The organism is Nocardiopsis halotolerans DSM 44410 (genome assembly GCF_000341065.1).
In the GTDB taxonomy this organism is placed as follows: Bacteria; Actinomycetota; Actinomycetes; order Streptosporangiales; family Streptosporangiaceae; genus Nocardiopsis; species Nocardiopsis halotolerans.
Genome location: NZ_ANAX01000202.1, coordinates 67288 through 87002 on the forward strand (window position 1 = coordinate 67288; position 19715 = coordinate 87002).

The 19715-nt window shown below is 70.4% G+C and carries 19 protein-coding genes and 1 pseudogene (1 of these 20 running past the window's edge); 6 read left to right on the forward strand and 14 right to left on the reverse strand.

Annotated features, from left to right (window positions below; translation table 11 throughout):
- Positions 1-339: the 5' portion of an HD domain-containing protein gene (locus tag D455_RS0115545; protein ID WP_017571635.1), read on the reverse strand. 255 nt of this gene lie to the left of the window's left edge; the window shows 339 of its 594 coding nt (coding positions 1-339); it begins with the start codon at positions 337-339; the stop codon falls past the left edge of the window.
- Between the two features lie 238 nt (positions 340-577).
- On the opposite strand from D455_RS0115545, the gene D455_RS33010 reads away from it, so the two are divergent.
- Positions 578-772, forward strand: coding sequence for a hypothetical protein (locus tag D455_RS33010; protein WP_241480262.1), 195 nt, complete (start codon positions 578-580; stop codon positions 770-772).
- A gap of 104 nt (positions 773-876) precedes the next feature.
- Here the strand turns inward: D455_RS33010 and D455_RS0115555 are convergent, their stop codons facing one another.
- On the reverse strand, positions 877-1500 hold the full coding sequence (locus D455_RS0115555; RefSeq protein ID WP_017571636.1) for a TetR/AcrR family transcriptional regulator: 624 nt from the start codon (positions 1498-1500) through the stop codon (positions 877-879).
- Positions 1501-1585: 85 nt separating this feature from the next.
- Here D455_RS0115555 and D455_RS0115560 point away from each other — a divergent pair, with 85 nt between their 5' ends.
- Positions 1586-2407, forward strand: a complete 822-nt coding sequence (locus tag D455_RS0115560) for an SDR family oxidoreductase (protein WP_017571637.1) — start codon at positions 1586-1588, stop codon at positions 2405-2407.
- Here D455_RS0115560 and D455_RS0115565 read toward each other — a convergent pair.
- Entirely contained in the window at positions 2384-2866 is a 483-nt protein-coding gene (locus D455_RS0115565; RefSeq protein WP_017571638.1) for a DUF6194 family protein, read from the reverse strand. The two genes, D455_RS0115560 and D455_RS0115565, sit on opposite strands and share 24 nt — an antisense overlap.
- Positions 2867-3048: 182 nt before the next feature.
- On the opposite strand from D455_RS0115565, the gene D455_RS0115570 reads away from it, so the two are divergent.
- The gene (locus tag D455_RS0115570) at positions 3049-4065 is read left to right on the forward strand and encodes an SMI1/KNR4 family protein (protein ID WP_017571639.1); all 1017 of its coding nucleotides are present in this window, start codon (positions 3049-3051) and stop codon (positions 4063-4065) included.
- Positions 4066-4181: 116 nt separating this feature from the next.
- Here D455_RS0115570 and D455_RS0115575 read toward each other — a convergent pair whose 3' ends face one another.
- The 9 genes and pseudogenes from D455_RS0115575 to D455_RS33790 form a co-directional block, all read right to left on the reverse strand.
- Positions 4182-5543, reverse strand: coding sequence for a hypothetical protein (locus tag D455_RS0115575; protein ID WP_017571640.1), 1362 nt, complete (start codon positions 5541-5543; stop codon positions 4182-4184).
- Entirely contained in the window at positions 5543-6595 is a 1053-nt protein-coding gene (locus D455_RS30620) for a TIM barrel protein (protein WP_017571641.1), read from the reverse strand. The genes D455_RS0115575 and D455_RS30620 overlap by 1 nt, the downstream gene beginning before the upstream one ends.
- Positions 6596-6606: 11 nt before the next feature.
- Complete coding sequence (locus D455_RS0115585; protein WP_017571642.1) at positions 6607-8433, reverse strand: GMC oxidoreductase; 1827 nt, start codon at positions 8431-8433, stop codon at positions 6607-6609.
- A 26-nt stretch (positions 8434-8459) separates the two neighbouring features.
- Positions 8460-8996 (reverse strand): hypothetical protein, encoded by a 537-nt coding sequence (locus tag D455_RS0115590; RefSeq protein ID WP_017571643.1) that lies wholly within the window; start codon positions 8994-8996, stop codon positions 8460-8462.
- A 1250-nt stretch (positions 8997-10246) separates the two neighbouring features.
- Positions 10247-10681 carry a hypothetical protein gene (locus D455_RS0115600; RefSeq protein WP_017571644.1) on the reverse strand — a complete coding sequence of 145 codons (435 nt, stop codon included), beginning with the start codon at positions 10679-10681 and terminating at the stop codon, positions 10247-10249.
- A 93-nt stretch (positions 10682-10774) separates the two neighbouring features.
- Complete coding sequence (locus D455_RS0115605; protein ID WP_017571645.1) at positions 10775-11443, reverse strand: lysoplasmalogenase; 669 nt, start codon at positions 11441-11443, stop codon at positions 10775-10777.
- A gap of 86 nt (positions 11444-11529) precedes the next feature.
- Entirely contained in the window at positions 11530-12501 is a 972-nt protein-coding gene (locus D455_RS0115610; RefSeq protein ID WP_017571646.1) for a DUF3592 domain-containing protein, read from the reverse strand.
- A 116-nt stretch (positions 12502-12617) separates the two neighbouring features.
- Positions 12618-14019: pseudogene (locus D455_RS30630) on the reverse strand (acyl-CoA synthetase).
- Positions 14020-14090: 71 nt separating this feature from the next.
- Positions 14091-14294, reverse strand: coding sequence for a hypothetical protein (locus D455_RS33790; protein ID WP_152487072.1), 204 nt, complete (start codon positions 14292-14294; stop codon positions 14091-14093).
- A 100-nt stretch (positions 14295-14394) separates the two neighbouring features.
- On the opposite strand from D455_RS33790, the gene D455_RS0115620 reads away from it, so the two are divergent.
- Positions 14395-14772, forward strand: coding sequence for an ankyrin repeat domain-containing protein (locus tag D455_RS0115620; RefSeq protein ID WP_017571647.1), 378 nt, complete (start codon positions 14395-14397; stop codon positions 14770-14772).
- A gap of 111 nt (positions 14773-14883) precedes the next feature.
- On the opposite strand, the gene D455_RS0115625 is transcribed toward D455_RS0115620, so the two are convergent.
- Both D455_RS0115625 and D455_RS0115630 read right to left on the reverse strand, forming a co-directional pair.
- Positions 14884-16398, reverse strand: a complete 1515-nt coding sequence (locus D455_RS0115625) for a catalase (RefSeq protein ID WP_017571648.1) — start codon at positions 16396-16398, stop codon at positions 14884-14886.
- A gap of 60 nt (positions 16399-16458) precedes the next feature.
- Positions 16459-16878 carry a Fur family transcriptional regulator gene (locus D455_RS0115630; protein ID WP_026122665.1) on the reverse strand — a complete coding sequence of 140 codons (420 nt, stop codon included), beginning with the start codon at positions 16876-16878 and terminating at the stop codon, positions 16459-16461.
- A 563-nt stretch (positions 16879-17441) separates the two neighbouring features.
- Here D455_RS0115630 and D455_RS0115635 point away from each other — a divergent pair.
- Together D455_RS0115635 and D455_RS30635 are read left to right on the forward strand one after the other, a co-directional pair.
- Entirely contained in the window at positions 17442-18488 is a 1047-nt protein-coding gene (locus D455_RS0115635; RefSeq protein WP_017571651.1) for a glucose 1-dehydrogenase, read from the forward strand.
- Positions 18489-18949: 461 nt separating this feature from the next.
- Positions 18950-19690 (forward strand): hypothetical protein, encoded by a 741-nt coding sequence (locus D455_RS30635; RefSeq protein ID WP_017571652.1) that lies wholly within the window; start codon positions 18950-18952, stop codon positions 19688-19690.
- The last annotated feature ends 25 nt before the right edge of the window (positions 19691-19715 follow it).

Below are 19715 nucleotides of genomic sequence, written 5' to 3' on the forward strand. Positions count from 1 at the left end.
GCGGGTCAGGCCCACCCCGGTGTGGTGGGAGCAGAACCGGCGCAGCGTCTCGGGCAGACCCTCCTCGGCGAGCACCCCGTGGCCCAGTACCCCGTGGCTCACGTAGCGCGTGTGGTCGAGCCGCCCGGAGGGGTCGTAGAGGCGGTAGACCCCGATGTCGTGCAGCAGGCACCCGGCCCGGACCAGGGCGCGGTCCAGCGCGAGGCCGGAGCGGTCGAGCAGTTGCTCGGCGACCGCGCACACGATCTCGCAGTGGGTGTGGACGAGGTCGAACGCCTCCCGTGTGGGCGCGTACCGTTCGTGCAGCGCGCGGATCTCTTCGTCGCTCGGAATGACCATGCCCACGACGGTAACCGGCGTGGAGTCCGTTTGAGGTCGGGGACGCGGTGCGGCACGCTCGCCCGCGTCCACCCCGACGTGTGCTTCCTCCACCCGTCCGCCGACGGCAACGCCCGGTCGGCGCTCCTGGCGCTGGTCTTCGTCCCGGACCGCGCGGGAACACGGTCCGGACCCGGGCGGGGAACGGGGGAGCGCACGCCACCGCCGGAGGCTTCGTCCTACCATGCCTCGCATGGACATGAACGATCCTCAGGAAGTGGGCGCGCGCTTCGGCGCGATGATCCTCGGCGGGGAGTTGAGCGAGGGGCCGCCCGACCCCGACTCACCTCTGGGCCGCCTACGGGCGTGGAGCGATGAGCACGGAAGCGACCGGCTGACGCCCGATCACGTACGCGCGGCGATCGAGGGACGACCGCTTCCGCCTCCCGCCTGAGCGGCGGAAACCGACGGAACGGGCCCCTCTCCTCGAAGGCGTGAGGTGAGGGGCCCTCGGCGTGTCCGGGCCGGGGGAGGACCGGGAACGCAGTCCGCCGAGCGCTACCGGGGTTCCTGCGGAGGCGGCGGGGCGCTGAGCCCGGCGGTGAGGAAGGCGATGACGGTGGCGGCCTCAGGCGCGGATCCCGCCGCGGTCGCGGACCGGTCCAGGGGACGGCCGTAGACCTCCAGCAGCAGGGTGAAGGCCAGACGCCACCTCGCGGAGACCTCGCGCGCCGACAGGCCGGGCAGCGCCCGGGCGAGCATGACCTCGAACGGGCTCGCGGTGAACCAGGGGGAATTGGAGTACATGCCGCCGGTGGGCAGGGACTCGCGGGCCAGGAGGTGGCAGAGCATTCGTCCCTTGTCGGTTCGGGACAGTTCCTCGAAGGGGCGGACGACGGCGGCCACCAACGCCTCCACGCCGACCGGTTCGTCCCCCTCTCCCGGGGAGAGCGACTTCAGGCGGCTCTCCCACACCGGCAGCAGTTCGCGTTCGAGCAGGGCCGCGACCAGGCCCTCGCGGGACCCGAAGTGGTAGTGCACCGCGCCGGGGTTGAGCCCGGCCTCGGCGTTGACCGCGCGGACCGAGACGCGGTCGGCCCCCTTCTCCAGGAAGAGGCGCTCCGCCGCGTCGAGCAGCCGGTCGGGTGTGGACACGGAGGAAGGGGGATCGGTATGGGTCATGGCGACATCCTATGCCTGGTATTTTTCAATCACTGATTGAAAGATGTCATGGGACAGTGGGACACAGCGAAGGAGCACAGGAGCCGTGGGAACCTACGCCGTCACCGGAAGCGCCTCGGGGATGGGCGCCGCGAGCGCCGACCTCCTGGCCGAGGCCGGACACACCGTCATCGGGGTCGACCTGCGCGACGCGCGGGTCACCGCCGACCTGGGCACCGCCGAGGGCCGTTCCGCCGCCGTCGAGCAGATCCTGGAGGCCTGCGGCGGCACCCTCGACGGCGTCGCCGCCGTGGCGGGGGTGGGCTCCAGCATGAAGGACCCCGCGGCCGTCGTGTCCATCAACCACTTCGGCCCGGTCGCCCTCCTGGAAGGGCTGCGCCCCGCACTGGCCCGCTCCGGGGCCGGACGCGCCGTGGTGGTCGGGTCCAACTCCGCCACCACCGTGCCGTTCGTCGACGAGCGCCTGGTGGACCTCGCCCTGGGCGGTGACGAGGACGCCGCCCGGCAGCGCGCCCGGGATGCGCAGGAGGCGGTCCCCGCGCGGGTCCGGGACTACTCTCCCTCCATCGGTGCCTACGCCACCTCCAAGTTCGCGCTCGCCCGCTGGGTGCGGCGCACCGCGGTCACCCCCGAGTGGGCGCGTGAGGGCGTGCTGCTCAACGCGGTCGCCCCTGGTGCGGTGCTCACCCCGCTCATGCGCGAATCGACCAGCCAGGCCTCGGACCCCGACTCCTTCCCCACCCCGATGCCGCTGGGCGTCTTCGGTGAGCCGGAGGACATCGCGTTCTGGGTGTACCAGTTCCTCCGGCCCGAGGCCCGCTTCACCACGGGTTCGGTCCTCTACGTCGACGGCGGGACCGACGCGGCCATGCGGCCCGACGACCTACCCACGGCGATGGGGAGCTGACCCGGCGCGCCTCTCACGGCGCGAGCGGGCGAGGCCGTGAGCCGTGCGCAGGAGTTCCCGGAGGGCGGTGTCGGTCCGCTCGCCCGGGTTCACCACCGCGAGCCAGCCGAGGGAACCGTGGACGGGGTGCGCGAACACGGTGTCGGCGGCGCTGGGATCGGTCTCGGCGGCCGGTTCGCGCGGTTCGCGTCCGGTCCGGTCGACGAAGGCCTCCCTCCCGGCGGCGACGTTGACGCGGAACACGCCCGGCCGGTCCAGGCGGGATCCCTCGTCGTCGGGGTAGTCCTTGGTCACGATCGTCGCGAAGGGCTGGGTGGCCTGCGGTATGACGCCGTCCGGGGCGTAGTAGAAGAACGTGTCGCCCCAGCTGATCTCCGGTGTGCCGTCGTCGGGTCCCGGCCTGAGGACCAGGACGCCGTCGAGGTCGCTGACGAAACTGATGATCTCTTCCTCGGTCATGTGTTCCAGCGTTCCATTCACGTGCTTGTGGGGACCCACAGCCCGGCGAGCGGGGGATACGGGGCGTCAACCCTCAAGTCACTGGTCGGTGCCGTTCGACGGACGCGCGGTCCGGGGCACCCCGACACCGTGCACGGAAAACCGGTGGAACGTGCGCCGGTGCGTTCGGCAGGGTGGCACCCATGAACCACCCCACACCGATCCCGCCCGGAACGGGGCCCTCGTCGCGACTGCGCCGGATCCGGCTCAAACACGCCTGGCTCAGGGAACGCGGCGCCGACGAACTGTGGCTGGGAGAGCCCACGACCGGGGAGGCGGTGACCGCCTTCGAGGAGAGGAACGGCGTCACCCTGCCCGGGAGCTACCGGGCGTTCGTCACCTCGGTCGCCGACGGCGGCATGATGTTCGACGCGGCGGTCGGAGCCGTCGAGCGGATGACGAACGTTCCCGAGGGAACGTACTGGCGCACCGTCGGCCTGGAGTGCGACGAGTACCCGCCCACCCACCCCTTCCCGCTCGTGGCCGGGGAGGAGGACAGTGAGGGCACGCGCTACCCGCACGCCCGTATCGAGAGCCGGGAGCCCTGGCCCGACGACATCGGGTTCGACGACGACTGGTGGGAACGGGCCCTGGACTGGGACGAGGACACCACCTGGGGCGAGTTCCCGGGCCTGCTGCGCATGGCCGAACTGGGGTGCGGCTACGCGGTGAACCTGGTCCTGTACGGGCCCGAGCGCGGGCGTGTGCTCTACACCTGGAACGACGAGAAGCCCCCGTCGTTCCCGCCCGGTGTGGACTTCCCCGCCTGGTACGAGACCTGGCTGGACATGTACGCCTGCGGGCTGCACTTCCCCGAAGGCAGGTTCACGCGCGAGCTGCGGCACGACTACGGCCACGTCCTGGTCACCTCCTCCGACTACCTGCGTTCGTGGGTGGCCGAGCGTCACGGGCAGGCGATGCGCGCGGTCCGGCTGGGGGCCAGCGGCGGGCGCGAAGGCGAGACCGGCCTGGACGGGGAGAACGCCGAGTGGTGCGCCGACCTGGCCGTCTCCGAGGCCGACGAGCCCACACGGCTCGCGGCGGTGTGCGCGCTCAGCCGCGGTCAGGGGCATCCGGAGTGGCTGGGCCGTGTCGCCCGGTACGGCCGCGGCGCACCCGCCGACCTGGCCCGCGTCCTGACCGGGGCCGCCTCCCTCTGAGGAAGGGGCCGGCCGACGTCGTCGTGCGTGGCCGGGGCACGAGGGCCGTGGTCACCGCCACCGGCACGGGCGTGGCCTCCGGCGTCCCCGCCGGAGGCCACGTGGTGAGTGGTGCGTCAGCCGTCGGCGCTGGACGGGATGACCGGGTTCTTCACCGGGCGGGCGAAGGTGTTGCGGAAGAGCTGGACCTTGGTCTCCCTGCTCTCGTAGTAGTTGACCGTGTGGTAGGAGGTGGTGGCGAAGTCCAGCCTGCCGTCGCCGTTCGCGTCCAAGACGGCGATGTGGGCGGTGGAGTCCCTGCTCACCCACTCGCGCACGACCACGCGACCAGTGGAGTCCAGCTTCAGGTAGAGGACCCCCTGCGTGGGTTGGGCGGGGTCGCTGTTCTGCGGCCCGCGCATGGCGATGAGGAACTCGTCGTCGCCGTCCCCGTCGAAGTCCGCGGCCACGACGTGGTGTCCGACCGCGTCGTACCTCTTCTTGGTGCCCTCCTCCTCGGACTCGACCGGCTGGGGGAAGACCTTCACCACCCGGCGCTCCCACGGGCGCTCGAACGGGCTTCCCGTTCCCCAGGGGCGGGTGTGGACCGCGACGGTGTTGCCGTGGAAGGGCTCCACCGTGACGATGCAGGAGGCGGCCTGCCCTCCGACCCGCCCGATGGCGACGTTGCCGCTGCCGCCGAACTCGGGGGTGTTCTTGTAGTTCTTGGGCTTGCCGATCTCCTGTGACGCGCGCGGGGGAACGCCGTCGCCGATGTGCCTGCGGATCCAGACGCCGTCCCGGCCCGGTCCGATCCAGTCCAGGCCGTTGTGGGAGGCGACGACGAACGACTGAAGGTCGGGCCGCGGCGTTCCGGGGAAGCGCCCGGCGACGATCGCGTGGACGATCCGGAACCTCAGCGTGTCCAGGCCGGGGGCCGACGCGGGCTTCCACTCCTTGGCGGGATCGTCCGGGATGTCGTAGAGGACGGGGCTGTAGGGCTTGAGGAAACCGGCCTCGCCCTTCTCGGGCTCCGGGGTTCCCGGATCGGCCCTGCCCACGACGGGGAACGCCGCCAGTTGGAGGCCCCGGCCCCTGGTGAAGTTGCCCAGGCGCACCCGGTGGGTGGCCACCAGCGAGGCCACCTCATGACGGGTGTACGCGCCGTTCGCGTCCGGCTTGAGCCAGGAGATCTTCCCGTCGTCGTTCCCGCAGCCGAACATGCAGTCGCCGTAGTTGTGACAGATCACGAGGTCCGGGTGGGAACCGTGGCTGAAGTAGGCGTGATCCAGCGCCACCGGCTTGTTCAGGCCGGTGGTACCGAAGTCGAAGACGCCGCTCCTGCTCCAGGAGTCGTTGGAGCGCTGGTACCTCTCCACCTTCTGTTGGGTCAGCCCCGAGGTCACCAGCTCCGCCTTGGCCTTGTGGACCCAGTAGCCGTCTCCGGTGTCGGAGGCGATGACCTCCGACTCGAATTTCGGCCGTGCGTGAGGCACCATCAACTGCCACCTTTCTGGGTGCCCTTGAGTAGAGCGCTGACGGTCTCGTACGCTTCCTTCGCGTAGTCCTTCGGCTTCTTGTTCCCGTGGAACGCGCCCTCGTACGGCTGCTCGGCCTCCACCACGAGCCACTTACGCCACTTCTCGGTGGCGTGCGGCGCCTGCCCCGTCTTCTTCCAGCGGTCCTCGCGCGCGTAGTCGACGTCGTCCAGGGCCTTGAGCACCCTGCCGAAGGCCACCGTCCCCGGTTCCTTGGAAGTCGGGACGTTGAAGATCCCGGCCTTCACCCCGTCCTTGAAGGAGGTCTTCGCCAGGTCCAGACTCCTGAGCTTGTCCGGCCTCAGGTCCTTCAGGTGGATGTGCTTGATCCGCTCACCGTGCCGGTACACGGCGGCCACCGGGTCCCCGCCCGCCCAGGTGAGGTGGCCGGTGTCCAGGAGCAGGTGGACGTGCGCGGCGTTGGTGCCCGCCATCAGATGGTCCATCTCGGGCTGGGTCTGCACGCCGGTTCCCATGTGCGGGTGGTAGCACAGCCGGAACCCGTCGGCCGAGGCACGCCTACCCAGCTCGTTGAGGCCCTCCACGAGGGCGTTCCACTGCTGGTCGGAGAAGCGGTTGCGCTGCTTGAGGGGCACGTGCGGCTTCAGGTGCACGGCGTTGCCGAACTCGGCTGCTCCGATGTTCTGTACCCCGCGGTCCGACCACTGCTCCTTGTTCTCCTCGTAGAAGTCCAGCGTGCGCTCGTAGCCTCCGGCGGTGGTGAACCAGGTACTGATCCAGGGTTCCGTGATGTGGAACTCCTGCCCCTTGGGAAGCCCTGCCTTCTTGAGGAAGTTCTCCCAGTCCGCCCTGCCCTTGGGGTAGTCCCGGTCGTCGCTGCATCCGGTGAACCTGGCGGCGATGATCTCCTTCAGGCAGTCCTTCGCCGAGTAGTACTGCCTCCCGTTCGCGTTCGCGGTCAGGTCCGGGAAGTCGGCGTTGCGCCACCCGGTGGGCGTGATCCCCAGCCTTACTCCCTTGAGGATCTCCTTGCTCGCGTTACTCTCAGCCATCACGCCCCCTGTCACTTCTGCTTGTTCGTCTTGAGGACGTTGAGCACGTCCTGGATGGCCACGTGCGCCATGGCCATGCTCGTGTGCGTCGGGTTGCTCGCGTTGCCGAACGGGTGCAGGCCGTTGCCGCCGAGCCAGAGGTTCGAGGTCCCGCACACCCTCGATTTGGGCGTGACCACGTGGCCCCGTTCCTCCACCACCTGGGCCTTGCCGTCGTTGTTGGGGTCGTTGCCCATCCGGGTGGTCCCCGCCACGTGCAGGGGCAGTCCCGGAACCAGGAACTGGGGTTCCGATCCAGGCATGAAACCGCCCAGGTGGGAGGCGACCTTGATCATGTCGGCCATCATCTCCCCGGCCGTGCGTCGCTCCTCCTCGGTGAGCTGGAAGTGGAAGGTGGGCTGGGGCATGTCGAAGGAGTCGACGTTGCGGAACTTCAACGTGTCGTTCTCGCGGTAGCGCTCGCTGAACTCCACCCGGTTGCTGGCCCTGGGCCGGGACAGACCGAACCAGCGCAGGTCGACGATGAGCCGGGTGTCGATGTTGGGCGGGACCGCCCCGTAGCTGAACGCGTCACGGTGGATCTGGCAGTGCCAGGGACGCGCGGTCGATGCCGGGATGTACAGGTTGGGCTCCGGCTCGTCCTTGGGAAAGGGGATGGGGTCGGCCGGGGCCTTGCGGAAGTTCTTCTGGTTCTCCCTGAGGATCGCGTGCTGGGCGGCGCGGTAGTCCTCGACCCGCTTCTTCGCCGCCTGGGCGTGCTTCCTGTCCTTCTCTCCGGCGACCTCGTCCAGATGCTTCTCCAGGTCGTCCAGGTGCTCCTGCCGGAGCACCACCTGGCAGAAGGCCATGGGCTGCTCGGTCATGTACTTGCCGATCGGCAGGTTGAGCTTCTCGTCCAGTTCCGAGGCGTACAGCAGCTGGGCGGTGAGGACCGGGCCGCAGGCGATCACGTAGGCCTTGGCCTCGACCTCCACGGTCTTACTGAGATCGCGCAGGTTACGCAGGTGGACACTCCTGACCGTCGCCGCCGTGGTCTCGGATCCGCCCTCCAGCTCGATCCGGGTGGCCTGCCACTCGGCCCGGAGTTCGAAGTCCGCCTCGTTGGCCCTCTTCTTCCAGGCCGGATCGGCGAGCTTGTCCAGCACGGTGTCGGCCGCGCTCCAGGTGACGAACTCCCGGCGGCCGTGCTCGTTCTCGTCCTCGCGCCGCTCCACCGCGAGGGGCAGCTCCGAGACCTGGAAGCCCGCGTCCTGGTTGAGGACCTTCTTCACCAGCTGGTGCCGGGCCGAGTGCCGGTAGGCCTCGGTGGTGCGCTTGAGCGCCGTGGCCGAGCGAGCGTAACCCTCCCTGAGGTCCCTGTCGCCGAGCGGGTACCTGACCTTCCTGCCGTCCGCGTCCACCCAGGTGCGCTCCAGGGCCTGGTTGAACTCGGGCATCGCGCAGGTCCAGTGGGTGGCCATCCCGCCGACCGCGTAGGTGGCGGCGTAGGCACCGAGGTTGTCCTCCTCCTTCTGGTGCGGGTTCTGGTTGTTGAGCACGAAACCCGCGTACTCCTCCGCGTCGTAGCGGTAGGAGGAGGGGTCCAGCGTCGTCGGTATGTCGCTTCGGGTGGACACCGACAACGGGTGCAGGTGTCCCTTGATGACGTTGACGAACTCGTCGATGTTGCGCTGGTAGAGGAAGGAGTTCTTCTGGTGTTCGCCGTAGCGTCCGGCCGTCTGCGGGCCGGCGTCCACCATCAGGACCTTCTTGCCCCTGGCGTGCAGGTCGTGGGCGAACAACGACCCGATGGGGCCTGAGCCCACGACGAGGACGTCTGTGGAGATCTTCTCTGTCACTGTGTGTTCCTCCCGGTGCTCCGTCGTCACTTTCCGCCGTGCAGGTAGTACTTGTAGGCACCGCTCACGGTGTCGCCGAGGGCCAGTCCGGCGCTGTCCCCGCGCCTGAGGTGGGCGTCCGTGCTCACGGTGGACGCGTTTCCCCCACCGGCGGCCTGCGCGGTGCGCCGGACCGACCCGGCGCGCACGTCAACGGCCGCTGACAGGCCCTCCTCGCCGGTCTGGAGGGCCAGGACCTTCGGTTTCTGTTTCTCGGGGCCGGGGCCCTCCTCGCCGTTCGGCTTGTACTCGCGGGGGTAGGGCCAGGGGACCTGTTCCGTCAGGACGAAGCCGTTTCCGTCCCGGGCCACACGGGCCGCGTGCTTGTCGGGGGTGGAGAGCGGACGCAGCCGTTCGGTGTTGGGTACACCGCCGATGAGCGCGAGGACGAAGTCCGACGGAATCCTCGTTTCCTTCCCCTGGAGCACCACGCGGGAGGAGGAGCCATCGTCTCGGGGGGCGAATCTCCCGATCTCGGACCTTTTGTGGGCGGTGATCTTCTTCTGGTCGATGAGCTCCCGCACCTTCTCCCGGAGGGGCTGTCCATGCTCAGGTCCGACCGGATGACCATGGTCACGTCGGCGACGTCGCCGAAGAGGACCGCCGCGCGCCCGGCCGTGTCGCCTCCGCGGACGGTGACGACCTTCTTCCTGGCTCCGCCGGAGCCGGGCCACGGGCCCGTCCCGGAGCGCGGCGGTGGACTCCGGTGTCACGCCATCGACACCGTCCGGTGCCGGGGGGTGCGCGGTGAGCAGGAAGGTCCCGGCCACGTCGGCCCCGTCCGAGGCGTCGCCGGGGCCGCGCAGGGCCGACCGCTGAGTCTCGTCGGCCACCGTGTCCTCGTCGGCGACGGCGACCACCCGTGGCCGGNGGGCCGGCGGTCAGGGAGCGCAGCGCCTCGTGCGCCCGCTCCAGGTTCGGGGCCGTGATGAGGCGGGCGTCGTTTCCGAGCCAGTCGTCGAGCGTCTCCCCGAATTCCTCCGGGCGCTGCTGATCGGGGTCGGAGAGAACGACCACGGGGGTTTCTTCGGACAAGGGTGACACCATCCACGATACGTAACGGTGGATTCCTCGGGAGTGGAACGCGGGCGCGTTGTCCGGTCCGGAGCCCGAGTCAACAGATAATAGAACCGTAACAGCGAGTGGGCGCGGAAAATGATCCAGGAAAAAAGAAACGACATTACACGCTGACCGAAATTTGAGCGCTGCCCCCGTGTTGGTGGGCAGTGGAAAACTTCAGCAACAAGAAAGTCCACATGCGAACACAAAGAAAGAAGTGGACATGTAGAACAATTAACTTCCTCGGGCGCTGTTCTGTTCGAGGATGGTGGTGCGGGGCTGTCCTCTGGGGCCTGTGTGTGACCTGGGAAGGTATGGCAAAAGGGGTATCCGGCGTGAAGCGATCAGGGTGGAGGGGCTGGTTCCGCGAGAACTCTCTTTCTTTGGCTTGTTGAAATCTGAACAAAGAAAGGGGGCCTTTCGTGCTTTCCGAAACCAGGGCCCCGGCCCCCATACCAGTCGGTGACACGTGCGAATGATGCGTTCTGACCAGTCGCTCTCACGGGACAGACGGGACCGGTGTGCTGCGGCACCGGTGAACTCGGGGTTCCTCCTTCGCGCGGGTCGATGCGACGACCCGCGCTGGTCACGAACGAGCGTCCGTGATCGACGGCCGACGTCGAACCGCGCCGGTGTGGGGACGTGCCCCCGGCGGATGCCTGTCCCCTTTCGGCTGGGTGCCACAGGGGGGGCCGGGCACCGGCCGGGCGGTCGCTCACGTGCCGTGGAAGACCGTGAGGTCGACCGCGGGCGCGTCCGTGTACACGACGCCCCGCTCGGGCGGGGCGGGCTCGCCCGACGCGGCGTCGGTGCAGTGGGCGTCGAACATCTGCGCCTCGTCGAGCGGTGTCAGGGCCCGGTCGGCGACCGACCAGCCGCGGACCAGCTTGACGGGGACGTCGACTCCGTTGGGAAGCGTGTGGGAGACCTGGTCGGTGAAGCTGCGCAGCACCACCCCCGCGGCGGCGCCGCTGGCGACGACGACGCACAACCGCTCCACCACCGGCGGGTGTTCGACGACGAAACCCTTTCCCTGGAGGAGGAGGGCCGTGCTCATCGTGTGACGGGTGTGCAGGGTGAGGAGGTGGCGGCTGCCGGGCAGGTCGGTCAGGAGGGCGGACAGCAGGGCGTGGGCGGCTGAGGAGAGCATGCTCCGAGTATGCGCGCGCCGAAGCGGCCGGATCGGGTTTTCCACAGGCCTGACCTCGGCTGATCGCGCGGTCGCGGAAGGGGTGCTCCACACTCAGCCGGAGGAGCGGATCCGCCTCAGGACGCCGAGGGCGATGAGCGCCTGCGCCGCGACGTAGGTGGCCATCACCCAGAACCCGCCCTGCGGCACGTCGAAACCCGGGACGAAGGACCGTAGGGCGATGAGGGCGTCGGAGACCAGGAACAGGGCCCCGCCCACCCCCGTCCAGGCGTTGACCCCGGTGGCCGCGACCGCCATCAGCCCCAGCACCAGCCCGTACACCAGCACGGGGACCAGAAGGCCGCCGACGTACGGGACGCACGCCCACACCAGTGCGGCCACGGCGCCGACGTAGGGCACCAGCAGCCACCGGCGGCGGTGGAGCACGCTCGCGGACCGGTACGGCCAGAAGGCGAACACGTACACCACCTGGGCGACCAGGAAACCCGCCACCATCAGCAGGAACCCGGCGTCGCCGTCCGCCAGCGCGGGGAGGGAGTCGCCGAGCCAGGAGAGGACCAGGGCGGTCAGTACCAGCTCCACCAGCCGGGGCCGGGGGCGTTCCGCGGCGGCGAGCACCGTCAGGAACAGCGCGGGCATGAGGAGGACCTGGGTGGGCCGCGACCAGGCTCCGGGGCCAAGCAGCTGGACGGCCAGGTGGACGGCGGCCAGGAGGAGGAAGGTCGCCAGCAGGACGCGGGCGGGTACACGCTGGGGGATCATCCCGGCATCCTACGGGCCGGTTCCGGTGTCGTCCCGCCGACCGGGACCGAGCCGGTCACGCCGCTCCCCGTCGACGCGTACCCGTGTCAGGAACCCGGGAGGGCCCCCACCGCTCCCGCTCCCAGGAACAGCGCCGAGTGGAGGAAGGAGATCCACATGAGGGCGCGGTCCCCGTTCACCCCCGTCACCCGGAACCGGGGCGGATGGTCGAGGTCGTAGCGGACCTCCACCCGGGCTCCTCGGGAGCGGGGCCTGGCGTCCTCACCGGTGTGGTGGAGGTGGACCCTCCGGCCGTCCGGTGTCGAGAAGCGCACGGTGAACGAGTAGGACGTGGACCTGTTGGCGCGTCCCCTGACGTGTGTGCGGACCCGGGTCACCTCTCCCGTGGCCCGTCCGCGCAGGCCCGCGCGGGACAGGCACAGCGACACGGCCATGCAGAGGAACCCCACGCCCGTCCACACGAACAGGGAGGGGAGGAGGCCGGCGGCCGACGCGGGCAGGCCGTACAGCGGGCCCAGCACCACCGCGACCACGAGGCACACGGCGAGTGCCAGCACGGCCGCGGGCGTCCACGGCGACAGGCGGGGACCGGGAGCGGTGACGGGGTGGCGGCCCTCGGGCCCGACGATCTCCACCACCTCGAGGTCATCCGGATCCTCGGGCCTGAGGCGTCCGACCACGCGCGTCCCCCGTTCGGGGGCGTAACCACCCAGACCGGAGGTGTCACGTACGCGCCGCCTCCTGCCGTCGGGACCGGTGAACCCCAGGGTGACCGTGTGCCCGGGGAAGTCGGCCTCTCCCGGGGGCGGGGGTTCGACGCCGGTCACCACCGCCGTGACCCGCCCACCGTGTCCGTCCCGCTCGCGTGCGAGTACGTGTTCGCGTGCCCACAGGAACAGGACCCTGGCCGTGAGGACCACCACCAGGACGTGGACGGCGAGGCCGTACCCGTAGCCGCCTTCGAACCAGGGGATGACGGAGGGGAGGGCGAGGCCCGCGCCCGTGGGGACGAGGAACACCAGTAACAGGTGGAAGCGGGAACGGGGGAGGAGACGCATGGGCACACCCTAGGCGGTGGCCGTGAAGGCGTCCCGGCCCGTCCTGACGGAGCACTCCGGTCGCACCGGGGACGTGTCCGGTCAGCCCGCCGCCCCGGTGTCACGTGCCCGCCGGGTCACGTGCCGTCGCCGCGCACGCCGCCCAGCAGCTTCTTCTGGATCTTGCCCATCGCGTTGCGCGGCAGTGCCTCCACCACGCGCACCTCGCGCGGGCGCTTGTGGACCGACAACCGCTCGGCCACGAAGTCGATGACGGACTCGGTGTCGATACCGTCGCCCACCAGATGGGCCACGATCCGCTGGCCGAGGTCGTCGTCGGCCTCNCACCACGGCGGCCTCGCGTACCGCGGGGTGGGCCAGCAGCGCGGCCTCGACCTCGCCCGCGCCGACCCGGTACCCGCCGGTCTTGATCATGTCGACCGACATCCGCCCCACGATCCGGTGCCAGCCGCCCTCGTCGCGGACCGCCGCGTCGCCGGTGCGGAACCAGCCGTCGCCGGTCCAGGCCTTCGCGGTGGCCTCCGGCAGTCCGAGGTAGCCGTCGAACAGGGTGGCGCCACGGATCTGGAGTTCGCCGACGCCCTCCCCGTCGGAGGGCACGGTCTCGCCGTGCTCGCCGCGCAGCCGCGTCTCCAGGCCGGGCAGCGCCGTCCCCACCCAGCCGGTGCGCCGCGGCGCACCGGCACGCGCGGCCACGGTGATCAGCGTCTCGGTCATCCCGTACCGCTCCACGGGGTGGTGGCCGGTCGCCGCCCGCAGGCCGTCGGCCACCGTGTCGGGGAGCGGGGCGCTGCCCGACACCAGCAGCCGGGCCCCGGACAGGGCGCGGGCGCTGTCGGGATCGCGGACGACGCGCGACCACACGGTCGGCACGCCGAAGAACAGGGTTCCGCCGTCCTCGGCCGCGGCGGCGTAGGCGGCGGGGGCGGGGCGGACGGTGTGCACCAGCGGGCTGCCCACGCGCAGGGCTCCCAGAACGCCCAGGATCAGTCCGTGCACGTGGAACAGCGGCAGACCGTGGACCAGCACGTCGTCGTGGGTCCAGTCCCAGGCGTCGGCGAGCGCGTCCAGGTCGGCGGCCACGGCCCGCCGTGACAGGACGGCGCCCTTGGGGGCCCCGGTGGTCCCCGAGGTGTACATGATCAGCGCGGTGGCCCCGTCCGGGGGTTCGGGGAACGTGGACGAGGAGCGTTCGGCCGGGTCGACGGCCACGACCGGCAGGTCGGCGCCGTTCCGCGGGGCTCCCAGCCACAGGTCGGCGCCGGAGTCGCGCACGATGTGGCGGCGTTCGGCGGCGCCCGAGTCAGCCGGAACGGGGACCACGGGGACCCCGGCCAGCAGGCCGCCGACGACCGCGACGACCGTCCGCAGCGAGGCCTCCCCGTGCACGGCGACGGCGTCGGCGCCGCGGATCCGCGCGGCCACGGCGTTCGCCGCCGACCACAGCCCCTCGCGGTCGAGCTCCTCGTCCCCGACCCGTACCGCGCGCCCGTCACCCGCTCCGGAGCCCAGCAGCATGTCCCGATTCCCGTCCCTCGCCTACGACCCGGTCGCGAGCCAGTACACCACAGGGAACCACGGACGCCTCATCAGCGGGTGGCCGGACCGCGCGGGTCGGCGAGCGGCTGCTCCGCGCCCCTCTCCTCGGGGAGTGCCACATCCCGTTCGGCGATCGCCGGGGCCGGATCCGCGCCCCGAGAGCGGGCGCCGCCCTTCCTGCCGCAGGAGGAGCCCCGCCGGGTGGCACGCCGATCGGACAGGTGCTCACCGGTGCCCCTCCGCCGGGCGGGCACGCCGGATGCCTCCGCACGGCCTCTCCCACGGCGCCACACCCACCAGGTGGGCGGCGGCGCGCGTTCGTCGAGGTGGGGAGGGCACTCCTAGCATGGGTCCATGAACGAACTCTCACCAGAGCAGACCGAGCGGGTCATCGCCCTGGCCATGGACCTCGCCCGGGAGGGGCGCACGGAGGAGCTGCTGGAGTTCCTCGACCACGGCCTGCCCGTGGACACCCGTGACACGCAGGGCAACACCCTGGTGATGCTCGCCGCCTACCACGGCCAGGAGACCACGGTCCGCGCCCTGATCGACCGCGGCGCCGACGTGGACCTGCGCAACGACCGGGACCAGACACCCGTGGCCGGAGCGCTGTTCAAGGGGGAGGAGGGGATCGTGGCGATGCTCGTCGCGGCGGGCGCCGACCTCGACGCGGGCACGCCGACCGCCCGTGCCGCGGCCGAGATGTTCGGCCGCGCCAACCTGCTGCCCTGACCCGGGCGGGGCCGGAGACGGACCCCGGAAACGGACCGAGCCGACGCGGTCGGGGCCGCGTCGGCTCGGTGTCGTCAGACCCGGATCCGGATCAGGTCCTCACGCTCCTGATCAGGCGTTGTTCGGGTTGGGCTCGCTCGGGTTCATCTCGCCCGCGGGGAGCTTGCCCGCCTGGTGGGCCTCGATGGCCTTGCGCACGCCCTCGCCGTAGGCGGGGTCGGCCTTCGTGCAGTTGGCGATGTGCCGCTCGATGGTGGCCTGGGAGGCACCGTCGATCGCGCGCGCGGTGTTCTCGAACAGGCGCTGCTGCTCGTCCGCGTCCATCAGGCGGAACAGGTCGCCGGGCTGCTCGAAGTAGTTGTCGTCGTCCTCGCGGTAGTCGAACCGGTCGGCGGTCGCACCCACGGCCAGCGCCGGGTCGGCGTAGGCGGGCTGCTCCTGCCAGCGGCCGTAGGAGTTGGGCTCGATGCCCGGGACGCTGCCCTGGTTGCCGTCCACGCGCATGGTGCCGTCGCGGTGGTAGGTGTTGACCACCTTGGCGCCGCGCGGGTAGTTCACCGGGATCTGGTGGTGGTTGACGCCCAGGCGGTAGCGGGCGGCGTCACCGTAGGAGAACAGGCGGCCCTGGAGCATGCGGTCGGGCGAGACGCCGACGCCCGGGATGAGGTTGGCCGGGGTGAAGGCGGCCTGCTCCACGTCCGCGAAGTAGTTCTCCGGGTTGCGGTTGAGCTCGAACTCGCCGACCTCGATCAGCGGGTAGTCCTTCTTGGACCAGACCTTGGTCAGGTCGAAGGGGTGGAAGCGGTAGTCCGCGGCCTCGGCCTCGGGCATGATCTGGACGTAGAACGTCCACTTGGGGTTGTCGCCCCGCTCGATGGCCTCGTACAGGTCGCGCTGCGCGGACTCGCGGTCCTCGGCGACGACCTTGGCGGCCTGCTCGTCGGTGAGGTTCTTGATGCCCTGCTGGGTGCGGAAGTGGAACTTGGCCCAGAAGCGCTCGCCCGCCTCGTTGACGAACGAGAAGGTGTGCGAGCCGAAGCCGTGCATGTGGCGGTAGCCGTCGGGGAGACCGCGGTCCGACATCACGATGGTGACCTGGTGCAGGGCCTCGGGGAGGTTGGTCCAGAAGTCCCAGTTGTTCTCGGCCGAGCGCATGTTGGTGCGCGGGTCACGCTTGACGGCGCGGTTGAGGTCGGGGAACTTCAGCGGGTCGCGGAAGAAGAAGACCGGCGTGTTGTTGCCGACGATGTCCCAGTTGCCCTCCTCGGTGTAGAAGCGCAGGGCGAAACCGCGGATGTCGCGCTCGGCGTCGGCGGCGCCGCGCTCACCGGCGACGGTGGAGAAGCGGGCGAACATCTCGGTCTGCTTGCCGACCTCGGAGAAGATCGCGGCCTTGGTGTACCGGGTGATGTCCTGGGTGACCGTGAAGGTACCGAAGGCACCGGAGCCCTTGGCGTGCATCCGGCGCTCGGGGATGACCTCACGGTCGAAGTGCGCGAGCTTCTCCAGGAACCACAGGTCCTGGAGAAGCATCGGCCCGCGCGGGCCCGCGGTCAGGCTGTTCTGGTTGTTCGCCACGGGGGCGCCGTTGGCCGTGGTCAGCGGCTGGGTGTTGTCCTGAGACATGAGTTCCTCGTCCTGGGATGGGATGTTTCGATGTCGCGGTGAGGGCACCGCGATCGTGTGTCAGGCCTCTTGGCAGGCGGGGCAGATGCCCCAGTAGGTGACCTCGACCTCGTCGATGGCGAAACCGTGGTCCTGGGAACCCGTCATGCAGGGGGCGGCCCCGGTGGCGCAGTCCACGTCCTCGATCGCACCGCAACCGCGGCAGACCACGTGGTGGTGGTTGTCGCCCACCCGACGCTCGTAGCGTGCGGGAGAACCCTCCGGTTCGATCCTTCGTACGAGTCCGACGTCCGTCAGAGCCTTGAGCACGTCGTACACCGCTTGTGTGGACACCGCACCGAGCTGGCCGCGGACCGCCCGGAGCACGGTGCTGGCGTCGGCGTGCGGATGGGCTCCGACCGCCTCCAGGACCGCCACTCGTGGCCGGGTCACGCGTAGCGAGGCCTCCCTGAGGAGCACCTCGGTCTCCGTCTGGTGCATGCGCACATTGAAGCATCTTTTCTGGAATAGTTCCAACAAAGAGTCGCCTCGGTTCGGAGGAGCTCGTCCCCCGAGCCGGTCATGGCGTCGAGAACCCATGCCACGCCACCCGGTCAGGGGCTCCCGCGCGGGGTCGGTGCCGGGCCGACGGGCGCGCGGGTCGGGGATCCTGTGTGCCCGAGGTCACGCCACCAGGTCAGGGGTTCCCGTGCGCGTACCCCCGGTGTTCCGGTGCCGACCCTGGCGGTGGCGTGCACGGCCCCGGGCCGGTTCCGGAGATCCGTGCGAAACGGGGAGCGACCACCGCGGCGCCGCACCGTTCGCTCCCCGGCGGCCGCCTCCCGGGAGACGGCCATCCGCACGCGCTGGACGAAGGCCGCGGCCGTCAGCACCGGGCCGCCGTCGTCCGCTCCGGAAACCCTCGTGTGTCGGGTGCGGTGACCGGGTAGCCGCCTGGCAGGATCGCCGGTGCCGGGAACGGCTCCCCGGACCGCGCGTGCGCCGCTCGGAACGCCTTCCGGACGCGGTGGTCGACGGCGAAGGGCTCAGACGAGGGGGAGGCCATGCGTGCTCTGACGGTGGTGCCGTCACAGGCGGGTTCGGTGGGGGTCAGCGAGGTGGAGGCGCCCGTGCCGGGGGAGGGAGAGCTGCTCGTCGACGGCGTCGCGCTGGGGGTCTGCGGCACCGACCGCGAGATCGCCGGGGGCGAGTACGGTGAGGCGCCGCCCGGTGCGGACCGCCTCATCCTGGGGCACGAGTCGCTGGGCCGGGTGCGCGAGGCACCGGACGGCAGCGGCTTCTCCCGGGGTGATCTGGTGGTCGGGGTCGTGCGGCGGCCGGACCCCGTGCCGTGCGGGGCGTGCGCGCACGGCGAGTTCGACATGTGCCGCAACGGCCGGTTCACCGAACGCGGTATCAAGCAGGTCCACGGCTACGGTTCACAGCAGTGGACGGTGGAGGCCGACTACGCGGTCAGGCTGGACCCGTCGCTGGAGCGCGTCGGTGTGCTGATGGAGCCCACCACGGTCGTGGCCAAGGCGTGGGACCAGATCGAGCGGATCGGTCGGCGGGCCTGGTTCGAACCGCGCCGCCTGCTGGTCACCGGCGCCGGGCCGATCGGCCTGCTGGCCGCCATGATCGGGGTCCAGAAGGGCCTGGACGTGCACGTGATGGACCTGGTGAAGACGGGCGCCAAACCGGAACTGGTGGCCGCCCTCGGGGCGACCTACCACACCGGGGGCGTCGCCGACGTCGCCGCCCGGGGAAAGCCGGACGTGATCATCGAGGCCACGGGCGCGTCCAGCGTCATCGTCGACGCGATGGAGCACAACGCGGCCTACGGGATCGTCTGCTTCACCGGGGTGTCCTCGGGGGGACGGAAGATCGGTGTCGACGCCGGTGCGATCAACCGTGAACTCGTCCTGGAGAACGACGTGCTCTTCGGGTCGGTCAACGCCAACCTGCGCCACTACGAACTGGCCGCGCGGGCGCTGGCCCGGGCCGACCACTCCTGGCTGGAACGGATGATCACCCGCCGTCTGCCCCTGGACCGCGCGCACGAGGCCTTCGAGTCCGGCGGCGACCACGTCAAGACCGTCATCGACCTGTGAACCGCCCTTCTTGCCGAACGCTCTGACACGAGGGGCGTCACGTCCGTTCCCCGGTCATTCTCCGAATGGCCGGGGCGCCGTGATCGTGCGGCGGGTCAAGGAGCGGGCTCGGTCGTGAAAAGCGTTTCAGGTGCCCCGTGAACCTTTTCTCGGAATGCCATCGTGCGTCGAATGCGGACGGTTGTTGCTGGTCAGAAGCATCTTGTCTGCTCCCGTCGGGGTGGGAAAGCGGGAAGGGTCCGGAGTATCGGTGAAACAACCCGTCCTCCGGAAGGGCGTGTTGACAGTCTGTGCACAGTGGCGAATATTCGGTGTCCAGCGCGCTGGAAAATGCTCTCCTGCTCTGCTTCGACCCCCGAGGAGCAATGAAATGGAATCACGACTGGTCCGCCGGACGTCCGCCGTATTCCTCGGCCTGCTGACGGCCGCCGCCCTCGTCCCCGCGACGTCGGCGGGNGACCATGGGCGGTACCGGCCCCCACGACGCCGAGTACGTCACCACCTGGCGCCTGCCCGACCACACCGTCTACCGTCCCGTCGACCTGCCCGAGGACGAGCCGTTGCCGATCGTGGCCTGGGGCAACGGTGCCTGCCGCGCCGACGGGACCTGGTTCGAGAACATCCTCACCGAGTTCGCCTCGCACGGGTTCCTGGTCATCGCCAACGGCAGCCCGGGCGGTTTCGGCCGCACCGACCCCGAGATGCTCACCGAGGCCATCGACTGGGCGATCGAGGAGAACGACCGCTGGTTCAGCGAGTACCGCGGCCACATCGACACCGACAGCGTCGCGGTGATGGGTCAGTCCTGCGGTGGCCTGGAGACCTACGAGGTGGCCGACGACCCGCGCGTCGACACCACCGTGCTGTGGAACAGCGGCCTGCTGAGCGACCTCGACAACCACCTGCTCGACGACCTGCACGCGCCCATCGCCTACTTCACCGGCGGTCCCAGCGACATCGCCTACGAGAACGCCCTGGACGACTACGGACGGATCCCCTCGGACCTGCCCGCCTTCATCGGCCACCTCGACGTCGGCCACTACGGCACCTTCGCCGAGCCCAACGGCGGCGAGTACGGCCGGGTGGGAACCGCGTGGCTGGAGTGGCGGCTGAAGGGTGACGAGGAGGCCGCGCGGATGTTCGTCGGCGACGACTGCGGCCTGTGCTCCACCGAGTGGGACACCGACAGCAGGAACCTCTAGATGAGTGAGTCCGATGTGTGAGCAG